Origin of the sequence: Sporanaerobium hydrogeniformans, assembly GCF_002735925.1 — a bacterium.
Taxonomy (GTDB): Bacteria; Bacillota; Clostridia; order Lachnospirales; family Cellulosilyticaceae; genus Sporanaerobium; species Sporanaerobium hydrogeniformans.
In genome coordinates this window covers 22461-35436 of the sequence record NZ_PEDL01000007.1, presented here as the reverse complement: position 1 = coordinate 35436, position 12976 = coordinate 22461, and the positions used below count along the sequence as shown (strand labels likewise).

At 34.9% G+C, this 12976-nt stretch carries 14 protein-coding genes; 8 read left to right on the top strand and 6 right to left on the bottom strand.

Annotation, left to right across the window (positions count from 1 at the left end):
* Positions 1–241 precede the first annotated feature (241 nt).
* Together CS063_RS08440 and catA are read left to right on the top strand one after the other, a co-directional pair.
* On the top strand, positions 242–697 hold the full coding sequence (locus CS063_RS08440; RefSeq protein WP_099449262.1) for an AraC family transcriptional regulator: 456 nt from the start codon (positions 242–244) through the stop codon (positions 695–697).
* A gap of 174 nt (positions 698–871) precedes the next feature.
* Positions 872–1504 carry a type A chloramphenicol O-acetyltransferase gene (catA, locus tag CS063_RS08435; RefSeq protein ID WP_099449261.1) on the top strand — a complete coding sequence of 211 codons (633 nt, stop codon included), beginning with the start codon at positions 872–874 and terminating at the stop codon, positions 1502–1504.
* A 217-nt stretch (positions 1505–1721) separates the two neighbouring features.
* Here catA and CS063_RS08430 read toward each other — a convergent pair whose 3' ends face one another.
* The gene (locus tag CS063_RS08430) at positions 1722–3032 is read right to left on the bottom strand and encodes an FAD-dependent oxidoreductase (RefSeq protein WP_099449260.1); all 1311 of its coding nucleotides are present in this window, start codon (positions 3030–3032) and stop codon (positions 1722–1724) included.
* A gap of 207 nt (positions 3033–3239) precedes the next feature.
* Between CS063_RS08430 and CS063_RS08425 the strand changes: the two genes are divergently transcribed.
* Positions 3240–3686: a manganese catalase family protein gene (locus CS063_RS08425; protein ID WP_330400999.1), complete on the top strand. Its 447-nt coding sequence runs from the start codon at positions 3240–3242 to the stop codon at positions 3684–3686.
* A 428-nt stretch (positions 3687–4114) separates the two neighbouring features.
* Here CS063_RS08425 and hcp read toward each other — a convergent pair whose 3' ends face one another.
* From hcp to CS063_RS08400, 5 genes are all read right to left on the bottom strand, one after another.
* Positions 4115–5746 (bottom strand): hydroxylamine reductase, encoded by a 1632-nt coding sequence (gene hcp / locus CS063_RS08420; RefSeq protein WP_099449259.1) that lies wholly within the window; start codon positions 5744–5746, stop codon positions 4115–4117.
* A gap of 19 nt (positions 5747–5765) precedes the next feature.
* The gene (gene rd / locus CS063_RS08415; RefSeq protein WP_082082671.1) at positions 5766–5930 is read right to left on the bottom strand and encodes a rubredoxin; all 165 of its coding nucleotides are present in this window, start codon (positions 5928–5930) and stop codon (positions 5766–5768) included.
* Between the two features lie 39 nt (positions 5931–5969).
* Positions 5970–6284, bottom strand: coding sequence for a cupin domain-containing protein (locus tag CS063_RS08410; protein ID WP_045093659.1), 315 nt, complete (start codon positions 6282–6284; stop codon positions 5970–5972).
* Positions 6285–6425: 141 nt separating this feature from the next.
* Positions 6426–7139 carry a permease gene (locus tag CS063_RS08405; RefSeq protein WP_099449258.1) on the bottom strand — a complete coding sequence of 238 codons (714 nt, stop codon included), beginning with the start codon at positions 7137–7139 and terminating at the stop codon, positions 6426–6428.
* The gene (locus tag CS063_RS08400; protein WP_045093661.1) at positions 7136–7618 is read right to left on the bottom strand and encodes a permease; all 483 of its coding nucleotides are present in this window, start codon (positions 7616–7618) and stop codon (positions 7136–7138) included. Before CS063_RS08400 ends, CS063_RS08405 begins: the two co-directional genes overlap by 4 nt.
* 113 nt (positions 7619–7731) lie before the next feature.
* Here CS063_RS08400 and CS063_RS08395 point away from each other — a divergent pair, with 113 nt between their 5' ends.
* The 5 genes from CS063_RS08395 (at position 7732) to CS063_RS08375 (ending at position 12933) form a co-directional block, all read left to right on the top strand.
* Positions 7732–8373, top strand: coding sequence for a Crp/Fnr family transcriptional regulator (locus tag CS063_RS08395; protein ID WP_099449257.1), 642 nt, complete (start codon positions 7732–7734; stop codon positions 8371–8373).
* A gap of 364 nt (positions 8374–8737) precedes the next feature.
* Positions 8738–9106 (top strand): BlaI/MecI/CopY family transcriptional regulator, encoded by a 369-nt coding sequence (locus CS063_RS08390; RefSeq protein WP_180270733.1) that lies wholly within the window; start codon positions 8738–8740, stop codon positions 9104–9106.
* Between the two features lie 74 nt (positions 9107–9180).
* Positions 9181–10449: an HD-GYP domain-containing protein gene (locus CS063_RS08385; protein ID WP_099449255.1), complete on the top strand. Its 1269-nt coding sequence runs from the start codon at positions 9181–9183 to the stop codon at positions 10447–10449.
* A 68-nt stretch (positions 10450–10517) separates the two neighbouring features.
* The gene (locus CS063_RS08380) at positions 10518–12038 is read left to right on the top strand and encodes a DUF4179 domain-containing protein (RefSeq protein ID WP_099449254.1); all 1521 of its coding nucleotides are present in this window, start codon (positions 10518–10520) and stop codon (positions 12036–12038) included.
* A 133-nt stretch (positions 12039–12171) separates the two neighbouring features.
* Positions 12172–12933 (top strand): EFR1 family ferrodoxin, encoded by a 762-nt coding sequence (locus CS063_RS08375; protein WP_099449253.1) that lies wholly within the window; start codon positions 12172–12174, stop codon positions 12931–12933.
* Positions 12934–12976: the final 43 nt, after the last annotated feature.

The following is a 12976-nucleotide window of genomic DNA, read 5'->3' as shown; positions in this document are numbered from 1 at the left end:
AACATTTTTGTTCGTTCTGGCTCGGTAATATGCATTCTTCATGGCTTCATTTTGATTGGTTTGCAGATATTACTTATTAGCTATTTTACTACATACCCAAAATCGTCTAGAGTATCCTTACAAAAGGATAACAATAGGTTTAGTTATTATGCACAACTTTTAAAATAGTATTTGTAATTCATTTTAAATCATTGTACAGTAAAAAAGGGCCGGTCACTATATTTATGAAGGGATATTTGCTATGAATATCAAAATCGAAACGATCTCACCATCAACCATTGCATATTACAGAAGATATGGAGCATATGGTGTAGAAAATATTGAAACTATGGAAAAACTGAAATCTTGGGCTACTACAAATAATTATATGGATGAAAACTCAATAATTTTAGGAATAGCTCATGATAATGTGCAATTAACAAAACCTGAAAATTGCCGATATGATGCCTGCATTGTTCTTGGCAACAATACTGTTATAGGTAATGACACCATTACAATTGGTAAGATCTCAGGAGGGAAATATGCAGTATTTACAATTGAACACACTGCATCTGCAATGCAGAAAGCATGGTCAGAAATCTTCCCCACGATATCTAAATCAAAATATGAAGTAGATTATAATCGACCAATAATGGAACGATACATCGCTAAGCTTGTAGCTAATCATTACTGTGAAATTTGTGTACCTATTCTATAATAATATAACGCAGGGCGGATAACCGCCCTGCGTTTTCACTACTATAATCCGAGTATATTCCAGTCAATCCTTGCAAAAGGACGGTCAATGATTAGTTTGCATTTACAACGTAGATTAGTGTACTTTTGTATGGTAAAATAAAAACAACGAAAATAACTTGAAAGGAAATCAACAATGTTTCAGTTGATTGACCGCTCCACATGGAAGCGTGAAGAATATTTTAACCATTACTTATCAGATGTACCGTGTACCTACAGCATGACTGTGCGTCTTGATATTACTGAACTAAGGGAGAAACGAGTGAGCCTGTATCCGACCATGCTCTATCTGATTGCTTGTGTTGTAAATCGCCACGAGGAATTTCGCACAGCGTTGGACGATAACGGAGAAGTAGGCGTATACGATTATCTTTCTCCTTGCTATACTGTCTTTCACAAAGAAAGCGAAACCTTCTCCAACCTATGGACTACATATAGTCCTAACTATAAGCAGTTTTGTGCGAATTACGAAAATGATATTCAGGAATATGGCTCTATCAATCGTATGATAGCCAAGCCCAATGCCCCTAAAAACACCTTTTCAGTATCTATGATTCCATGGTCGAGCTTTGAGGGCTTCAACCTAAATTTGCAAAAAGGCTACAGCTATTTATTACCGATTTTCACAATGGGCAAGTTTGAGACTGTAAATGATCGGTGCTTATTACCCCTTGCCGTACAAGTGCATCATGCTGTTTGTGATGGGTTTCATCTGTCGCGATTTTTCAACGAACTACAAGAAATGATTGAACAACTCCCTACAAATTAATCTAAGAGGAGCCGCTACACTTCGTGGTTGTGTAGCGGCTCCTCTTATTCATTAAATGCCGAGTATCTGCCATAATATCCTTACAAAAGGATGGGAATCGGATTTAAACTTTTTAAAAAATCATGATTATTATTCAAAATTTTACAATCAACTAATTAAGCTGTGTTAATAAAAAGCTTTTTCGATTTACTAATTTATTAATATTTTTGACAATTACTTATTTTTTACCTTTCAGCTTTAAATCTCCAGTAGCAGGATTATCAATTATTTTGCCATCCTTCGCAAATCGTGACCCATGACAAGAACAATCCCAACTGTGCTCAAGCTTATTCCACTTTAATGCACAACCCATATGAGGGCATCGAGGAACCGTTGGGGTAAGCAGATTCATAACAGCCTCAAAAGCATTTGCAGCAAGTTGCGGACGGAGAATGGTACGTGATGGTGAAAATACGCATGCATAGGGGTTTTCTTTGCCCTGAACCAAGTCACAGAGTAGAAGTGCAGAAACCATGGAACTGGTCATGCCCCATTTGTTAAAACCTGTAGCAACATAAAGATTTGATGTGCTAGCAGAATATGCACCAATGTAGGGTACACTGTCAAGGGTCATGCAGTCCTGAGTTGCCCAGCGGTATTTGATATTGCAATTTGGATAGTATCGCTTAGCAAAATCCTCAAGTTCCGCAAAATTTCCACCCTGCTTACCAGTTCGATGATCTCCACCACCAATAAGCAAAAGATTGTCATAGTTACGGAAAGATAATCCCTTTTGGGCCTCATCAACATACATACCGTTTACATAAGGTGCGTTCTCCAGAGCAATTACATAGGATCGGTGCTGGTATAACTTCAAAAAATAACTTCCGTGTTTATTTAGAAAGGGAAAATGAGTGGTAACAATAATTTTATTTGCTTTAATTTTCCCATGGTCTGTGATAGCAGTAGTACCAATCAGTTCACGAACAGCTGTTTTCTCATAAATTGACAGTCCATCTACAATACCCGATATGAATTTTAAAGGATTAAATTGTGCTTGATGTGGAAACTTAACGGCACCAGCTATAGAAAATGGAAGCGGAATGCTATTTATGACTTGTGCCGGAAACCCGATCTTATGCAATGCAGTAAGCTCTTGCTGGACCTTTTGTGTATCATCAATAGAATAGACATAATTGTCCTTTTCTTCAAAATCGCAGTCTACTGTTTTACACAGAGTACGATATTTACCAAGTGCTTCTTCATTGGTTTTCAAGTAAAGTGTTGCTGTTTCCACATCAAATTCACTGATTAGCTTATCAAAAATAAAACCATGTTGCGAGGTAATTTTTGCGGTTGTATTTTTTGTAATTCCACTGCAAATACGATCCGCTTCTACCAATACACAATCAATTCCAGCCTGTGTTAACATATAGTTACACAGTATGCCTGCTAAACCTCCGCCAATAATGAGTACTTCTGTCTTAATATCATGTTCCAACGAATTGTAAATTGGCAAATGTGATTTTTCTTTCCATACAGAATTCATATTTTCCCACCTTAATGCAATTGTTTGCGTAATTTTATATATTTTCATTTATTAGTTAATTATTTAAACCTCAAATTGCTTTAAATTATTTACGCATATTGTTTGCAAAAAGTGGAATAATATTCTGTGTAAAAGGAAGTGTTATAATGTTTAAGCACGAAAAACAGCTTTTTCACCCTGTTGAGGTAGAAAAGGCTAACCCACAATTTGCTTAATGGGCATGATGTAGATGCTACCGCTGTCGGAGCAGGCGAAATTCAGTCACATGTGATTTTAGGACTTAACCCTGGACTAATCAATTCCTCTGGCTACTCTTGGACTGGTGACTATGTTACAGTAACTGGTGATTTGTGCGCAGATTTGCTATCGAACATTGCATCAGAGCAGAGAGCAAAGGTAGTGTATCAGTACCTCTATCGTCAGATTAACGACAAAAAAGTAAAGGAAACCATCGATTTTCTGCTTAACCGTGAAGAAGCGCATAACGCTATATTTCGAGAGGCATTTAATCGTGTTCAGGATCCTGGCTCCAACAAGGATTTTGGTGTTACAAAAGATTCCCGTATTTATTTTGATCTTTCTACACCTTCTCCATCAAATGCATTTGGCAATACAACGGCCAATCCTGTCAGTTTCAATAATCCTAATGGATAAGCCATGACCCCAGTAATATTGAGTGGGTTGACTTAGACCCAATAACTCATATTATAAACATTAGTCCCTAAGTAGCTCCTGAAAAGCTTTGGATTTTTGACTATCTCGGACAACCCCTAAATGATAATCAGCAAATACCAAATAGATTTTAATTGTGAAACAGACGTTGCTTCCAATATTGAATTACTAACTATTAAGAGCATGCCCTCTTTTAATGGTTAATTTTATCTGCGCAATAAAATATATATAAACACACAATCTTGGCACTGTACCATTCAATTTAGTACAGTGCCATAATTCTTATATGCCCAAAATCGTCCAGGGTATCCTTGCATATGGGTGGTGACAAATTTATTTCTAAATATAAAAAAGCAAAGATTCCGAATGTTAATCAGAATCTTTGCTTTTATTTAAAATATCAAAACGAATTATTCGCCCATGAATAACTTGATATCATCTTCAACTTGTCCGATACCTGCAATGCCAAATTTTTCAACAAGGACCTTTGCAACGTTCGGAGATAAAAATCCTGGTAAGGTAGGTCCAAGATGGATATTCTTCACACCTAAATAAAGTAACGCAAGTAGTACAATTACCGCCTTTTGCTCATACCAAGCAATGTTATATGCAATCGGTAGATCGTTAACATCGTCAAGTCCAAATATTTCCTTCAGCTTCAATGCGATTACTACAAGCGAGTAGGAATCATTACACTGACCAGCATCAAGAACTCTTGGAATACCTCCGATATCTCCCAATCCAAGTTTATTGTAACGGTACTTGGCACATCCCGCTGTGAGAATAACTGTGTCATTAGGCAGTTTTTTTGCAAACTCGGTGTAATACTCACGAGATTTCATTCTGCCATCACAGCCTGCCATAACGAAGAACTTTTTAATTGCACCTGATTTTACTGCATCAACTACTTTGTCTGCAAGGGCAAAAACTTGGTTGTGAGCAAAACCGCCAACAATATTGCCTGATTCAATTTCTACAGGAGGCTTACACTGCTTTGCCATCGCAATAATTTCAGAAAAATCTTTTTTGCCATTTTCATCAGCTGTGATGTGAGGGCATCCGGGATAGCCTGATGCACCGGAAGTAAAGATTCTTTGTCTGATTTCCTCACTTCTTGGAGGTACAATACAGTTTGTAGTAAATAAAATGGGGCCATTAAAGGTTTCAAATTCGGTCACTTGCTGCCACCATGAACCGCCGTAATTTCCCGCAAAATTATCATACTTTTTAAAGAAAGGATAGTAATGTGCAGGAAGCATTTCACTATGTGTATAAACATCGATACCAGTACCCTTGGTTTGTTCCAGTAGTTGCTCTAAATCAGTGAGATCATGGCCTGAAATCAGTATTCCAGGATTGTTTCTTACACCAATATTAACGCTGGTAATTTCAGGATTTCCATATTTGGAGGTATTGGCTTCGTCTAGCAGCGCCATCGCTTTCACGCCAAACTCGCCTGTCTTTAATGTTAATGCCACAAGATCATCTGCAGACAAAGAATCGTCAAGGGTTGAAGCAAGTGCTTCATAAATAAATGCATTGATAGCAAGATCTTCTTTTCCGATATTAAGGGCGTGATGTGTATACGCTGCCATACCTTTCAAACCATAGATAATCATCTCTCTAAGAGAACGAACATCTTCATTTTCCGTTGAAAGTACACCTACTTTAGATGCTTTGTCTAACATAGACGCTCTATCGATTACTTCAAACTCCGCCGCATCACCAAGGTTAACACCAGAAAGCTGTTTTTTTAGCCCGTTTCTAAATTCAATCATTTTATGGATTTGATTTTCGATTGCGCCATCATCAAAATTAGCGTTTGTAATAGTAATAAAAAGGCTTTTTAGGACTTGATGATTTACTTCACTTATGGATTTAACATCCACTTTGCCTTTTACCACTATTTCAGAAATCCCTTTTGTAACATAAATCAGTAAGTCTTGCAATTTTGCAACTTCCTCATTTTTGCCACATACACCTCTTACCTCACAACCGGTACCTTTTGCGGTTTCTTGGCATTGGTAACAAAACATACTCATAATCGTTCCCTCCTTCGTATTATTCCTTTACTGGTTCAAACTCATCTTTACCCACAAAGCAAATTGGGCAAACCCAATTATCAGGGATATCTTCAAACGCAGTGCCAGGGGCTATTCCACTATCTGGATCACCTATTTGTGGGTCATAGATATATCCACATGGGATACATACATATTTTATCATTATTTGCTCCTCCTTTCAATGATTATAAATTTTGTTTCACTATTTCAAAGGTGCCGGTGCTTTTACAACAATTAACTCAAGCACACTTTTGGATAAATTTTTTACATTCATCTTTGTATTTACAGGAATCTTCAAAAGAGTTCCTTTATCATATTGGTGAACTTCTTGATCATTTAGCCCGATAGATAAAGTCCCTCTTACCACTGTCATATAAACGTTGGAATTAGAGAAATGTTCTGGGAGGCCTTCCTCCTTATTAAAGACCATATGAAGATAATGAATATTTTCATCCTGAATTACTCTTTCAATCGCTTTTTCATCTCCGGTTGACATCTCATGAATTTGCTCAATCATTGTATATATCTCCTCTTTTATTATAATAGGTTTTGAATTGTGGGGGTTATTATTCAATAATTCCTTATTGTTAAAATAGCTAATGATTAAATTATACCGCATATACTAAGAAATGTACGTTGCTTTTACAACATTTCTTAATTATTCATTAAAATGAATGGCTCTAACAGGACAAGCTAATATTGTTTGGTTAAGCCTTTCTTTATCTATTTCAGAGTCATAAGCTTTTATATATGCTTTTTTACCTTGCATACCAAAAACCTCAGGATATTTTTTAGTACACAATGTACAGCCCATGCAAGATCCTCTGTTTAATGTAAGTCCACTTGCTTTTTCTTCTTTTTGTACTATGTCTTCGTCCTTAACAATCTTTGAAGCAATCCACGAAAATACTACTATAGCAATTACTGTTAACACCCAACGGATTGCCATAAACTTTATTCCCAAAAATTTTGCTTCATTTAGCAGCATTGGAACCTTTATTACTGCCCACGAACTTAAAATTATAACCAAATTTCGTACAGAAGCTCCCTTTTTGTGGAGCATGACACACATAGGAAATGCTGCATATATCGGTCCCGCAGAAATGCTGCCTAAAACGAACGACAATATGATACCTTTAACTTTGGATTCTTTTCCTAAGTATTTCGTGATTTTTTCTTTTGCAATCCATGTATCCAAAAGCGCCGTAAGAACAAATATCACGGGCATTATCATAAGCATTTCTTTAATGTAATAGGCACTGTTTTTAATTGATGTGACACCCATATCTGGTTTAATTACAAACAGTAGGATATAGGAAGTTGCAATCAATATCAAGAAGATATTATCTTTTGCTTTTTTTAAGATTTTCATACAATCACCCCCATTACCATAGCGATAATTATGGCAAATAAAAAGCTTAATCCATTTCTGGTAGCAGTAAATTTAAGCCCAAATTCACGCTTTTCAAGTGGAAATGTTACGATCCCTACCATTGTAAGTGTAGTTAAAAATGCTACGGAAGGAACAATACTAACCCCAGCGTCAACCAGTGTACCGACAAGCGGAAAAGCAATAAAAGCAGGGATCAGTGTAATTGTTCCAAATGCCGCCGAACCCACCGTTGCTATAAACAATGATTGACTTCCTACAAATTTGGCAATATTCTCTGGTGGTAATATTGTCAGAATTAAACCAATTAAAAAAATAATTGATAATATGCTTCCCAACATACCCTTGCCCATACCAAATGCCATTTTAAGGGCTTTCACTGTCTTTGTTTTATCCTTTTTCAAGGAAATCAAAAGGAATATAATCGTTCCTATCCACATTGCCACTGTAAAAATATCCATACAAATCCTCCATTCTTTTTGTGATAACACAATTATAAAGTAGTTTATCATTCGCAAATAGACACCGATGTTTCTTTTTGATATAATGTTTTTAAATGGAGGAGTAAATTCATATGAATATTGACATTTTACGAAACATTTCATTATTTTCAGCTGTAAAGGAATCTAATTTAGAAAAACTAATAGCAGGTAATCATATTTATCAAAAACACTATATGAAAGGTGCAACCGTTCATAATGCAAATGAAACTTGCCGTACATTAGATATTGTATTGTCAGGAAGTTTGGTTGCGTATTCTTTATCAACGAACGGTTCAGCAACTACGATGTTTGAATTTAGTCAGGGAAGTGTGATAGGAGCAAATTTATTATTTGGTGACAACCACAGTTATCCTCTTACTATCTATTGTCTTACAGATTGTCAAATTATCCATATTGACATAAATGCTGTTTTGGAGTTTTTGCATGATTACAATTTTACATTGCACTATATAAAGTCAATCTCACAAAATTCGCAAGGAATAAATCAGAAGATAGCAATGTTTACTCAAAGAACACTTCGAGAAAATATTATGGATTATTTTAAACAGCAAACTATTATACAGAAATCTTCGGTAATTCTTCTTCCAATGAGTAAAAGACAACTGGCAGATTATTTGGGTGTACAAAGACCTTCTCTATTTAGAGAGCTTAAGAAATTAAAAGAGGAAGGTATTATTGAAATTAATAACCGTACAATCACAATAAAAAAATGACATACCTTAGTATGACATAAAGTAGGATTACCAAAGCTGATCTTGACTACTACGAAAGTGTGGGCAACCTTGGCTTGGTTGCCCACTTCCTATTCCAATATCATAATCCAAGTATCGTCCAGAGTATCCTTGGTATATAGGTGATGAACAGATCTACATACTTTTTAGTTGACTGTTTGCTATTGCAGACAGCTTTTTTAAATTCTAATTTTCACAACTATCTTTACTGAAGGATACCTCTATCATTAAGCATAAATTATGTGAAACAATTAAAAATATATTGACATATTAAGACTACACATGTAGTCTTAATAGGAACTAAACTTGTAGTTTATTTGAAAGGGATAGGTGAGGGAGGGGAATGATGGATAAAAAAATAACTGAAGCAGAATGGAAAATAATGAGGATTTTATGGAATCACGCACCTATAACTTTAAAAGAGATTATTAAAGAATTAAAAAGAGAGATAAATTGGTCAAACACAACGGTACGAACTTTAGTGGTAAGGCTTATGGAAAAAGAGTTTATAGGTGCTGATAAGACAGCAGCAAACTTTAAATACTATCCTTTGATTGATAAAGGGGAATGTCAGGTAAAAGAAGCTAAGAATCTTATTAATACTGTTTTTGAGGGATCAATGGAGATGCTAATTACAGCTTTTGATAAGAAGGGAAAGTTATCAGGGAAAGAGTTAGAGGAACTTAAAAGAATTATAGATAAAATAGAAGAATAAATTAATTAATAAATAATGTCAAACAATAAGACAAGATAGGAAAAACAAAGGTTGATGATGGGAGTAGTGTTTGTGTGAAAAAAATTACTTTAAAAGATATTGTGAGGGTCATACAGAGAACATTAGATTCTATGGATGACAGATTAGCAGGCCATGGAGAAAAGGTTGCCTATATAATGTATATGCTATTAAAATGCCATGGTGGTTATAGTAATGAAGAAATATTAAGACTAACTACATTAGCTGTGTTTCATGATATAGGAGTCTATAAGATAGAAGAAAGGGAGCATATTATTGACATTGAATTAGACATCCCCATGAATCATTCAGTATACGGTTATTTATTTATAAAGTATTTCTCACCTTTATCAGATTTAGCAGATATAGTGTTAGGACATCATTTATATCCTAAAGATTTTAGTGGCTCAGCAAAAATGAAGATTCCTAAAGAAGCACTTATATTAAATTTAGCGGATACTATTGCCATTTTACAATTGCATTTTAATAAAATAGATCCGATGTGGCTATTAAATAAAAATGATGATTATATACTTGAAGAGCATAAGGTGTTATTTAAAAAGACATGTGATACCTATCATTTATTAGAAAAAATAAAAGATGATACTTATTTAAATGAACTGTATGAGATTTTAGAAAAGAAAACATTATCAAGAAGTGAAATTATTTCCTATATAAGAATGTTAAATTGTGCTATAGACTTTAGAAGTGAAGCCACTATGTTACATACTATAACTGTAGAAGAGATAAGTTTTCAAATATCTAAAATGATGGGATTAGATGATGATAAATCAACAATTATTAAGATAGCATCTATGCTTCATGATATAGGAAAATTATCCATTCCAATTCATATATTAGAGAAGAAGGGAAGGCTTACTAAGGAAGAATTTGAAATCATAAAAAGCCATGCTATAGTCGGATATAATATTTTAAGCGATATGGGAATAGATGATATACGAGATATGGCTACATTGCATCATGAGAAGCTCAACGGTACAGGATATCCGTTTGGCTTAAAGGGTAATCAAATATCACAGGAAGCAAGAATAGTAGCAATTGCAGATGTATTAAGTGCGTTGATAGGAAAAAGGAGCTATAAGGATGAATTTTCAAAAGATAAGGTTATATCCATCTTATTAAGTATGGTAGCTCATCATGAGATCGATAAGGATATCTGCCATTTGGTTATTAAGAATTATGACGCTATTGAAGAAAAGGTTAAAGTGAATACGAAAGAGGCAGTAGATTTATATACTAATTTAATGAATGAGTACAAAGATTTATTGGGGTATTTTGAAAAGATAGGTTTTGTCCTTAAGTAAAATAAGATGAGGTGAAGCTGTATTGTGAGTAAGGAATAATAAATAAAATTTTGTAAGGAGATGACAAGATGAGATTAGGGAAGGTAAGAAAAGAATTAGTACTTTTACTAGTAGCAAGCATGTTAGGTTGTCCTGTGATACAAGCCCAAGCAGTTGCAGAAGAGAAAGCGGTAGTGACTACGTCTGTACAAGCTACAGGACAAAGTATAATGTTAGATGGTCAGGAAAACCAGATGCATTTTATACGAACATATGGTGAGCCTGTTTATAGGAGTGTGGTGCAAGATGACTTGAAGATGACACTTGAACGGGTATTAGCAGATAAACATACCATGCAGCTCCTTATTAGCGTAGAAAAGCTAGACGGATTCCCTTTTATAGCAAGTGAGAATTTAAGGTTAAGGAGTATAGAAATAAATTCTAAAGAGGATATAGAAAAGCAGAAACGCCTTGAAGCCATTCCAAAGGGTGCGCCTTATACAGAATACATAAAGGTAATGGCGGAGTTTGATGAAGGTTTAAAAGCATTTATTCAAGAAGATAATACATTGGACATGGAAGGGTTAAGTACCTATTTAAACACAGCACAAAGTATGATGTCAGGAACAAGTAGTGCATCCTATGGGATGTGCTATACTAAGGAAAATACAGATAGCAAGGTATACTTTACTTATAAGGGAAGATATGGAGAATCTGTTTTAGGGGACATTATTGTATCTATTGAAGGAATAGAGGGAGAAGAGGAAAAAACTTACCCTATAGCAGTTAATTTAACAGATTATCTTATGGCTCATAAAGGAGAGGCATTAAAACTTATACCACATGTATTAGAAGATCATGAAAAGAAACATCTCGAGAGGCTCAAGGACAGCAATGAAGAGTTATACCTTGAAAGAAAAAAAGAACTAGAAGGGCAGCCGCAAATGTTACTAGATGAGGCAGGATTAGGACTCCAATTAATAGAAGGAGATAATCGTTTTACGATAGACAATATAGGTTTTATACAAGATAAATTACATATTCTTATGGCAGGAGAAGGAAAGAAGACATATGATATGAGACTATATGATAAGACAGGAGAGATGATAGAGTCTAGTTATCAAGTTGGAAGTAGTCATACTTCAGAAAATGAGACTATAAAAAATACAGCTTATTGGGTTTATGATATTGCTTCTCCAGAAGAGCTAAAGGCTTATCAATTCCAGTTAACAACGAGAGAGGTAGTAGAGAACTGGCAAGGTCCATGGGAATTTGAAGTAGAAAACAAAGGTGAAGTGAAGACTCTCACAGTTAATCAAATCATCCCTTATGGAACGGAAAAAGAGATTAATGTAAGAGAAATTCAAATTGGAAAAGGATCTATGGCTCTAGTACTAGATAGGCAGGAAGAGAACCAAAATGCTGGGGATATAACTCCTAAGCTTAAAGTGATATTAAAAGATGGAAAAGAAATCCTATTAAATTCGAGTGAAGCATCGAGTCTTGAGAAAGATAAAATGACGTTGATTTATAGTTTTAGGGACTGGATAGGGACAGATATAGCAAGTGTAGAAGTAGGAGATATTGTTCTTTATAAAGCATATAAATAATATCTAATATAGAAAGATTTTATATTAGAATAGTTAAGTGAATGAGAGAAGATACCTCTCGTAGGAGGATGAGGGAGCAAAAGAAATACGAGTAATAGATGAATAATGATATTTAAAGAAGGGGAGCAAAGATATGTTGGGAGTCTATTTTAGCGGAACTGGCAATACAAGGCATTGCGTTCAATACTTTGCAGAGGCAATGGACACAGAATCAAGATGTATTTCTATTGAAGATGCAAATGTCCTAACTGAAATACAGAAAAATGATTGGATTATACTGGGGTATCCTATTTATTTCAGCAACTTACCCAAAATAATGAGAGATTTTATTTTGCAGAATCAATCAGCATTTCAAGGGAAAAAGGTATTTATTATTGCAACGATGGGGCTATTTAGTGGGGATGGAAGTGGCTATAGTGCAAGGCTACTTACCCGGTGTGGAGCTGAAATTATTGGTGGACTACATCTAAAAATGCCTGATTGTATAGGGGATGAAAAGCAATTAAAGAAAACGATACAGCAAAACAAAGCCATAGTAAAACAGGCACAGCTAAAAATAGAAAAATCTGTTAATACCCTTAAAAAGGGTCAACCGACAAAAGAGGGAATCGGATTTTTTTATCATATGGCAGGGCTTTTTGGGCAAAGGCTTTGGTTTTATAATAAAACCAAAAACTATTCTAATAAATTAAAGATTGATATTCAAAAATGTATAGGTTGTGGAAGCTGCGTGCAGTTATGTCCAATGAAAAACTTAGCAATCCTTAATCAAAAAGCAGAGCAGAAAGGCAGATGTACGATGTGCTATCGCTGCATTAGTAACTGCCCTAAGCAGGCAATCACATTACTAGGAAAAACCCTTCACGAGCAATGTAAAATAGAAAACTATCTTTGATTTTTTGAGTAATAAATGAAGTAAGCAAGAGATAAATAAAAGA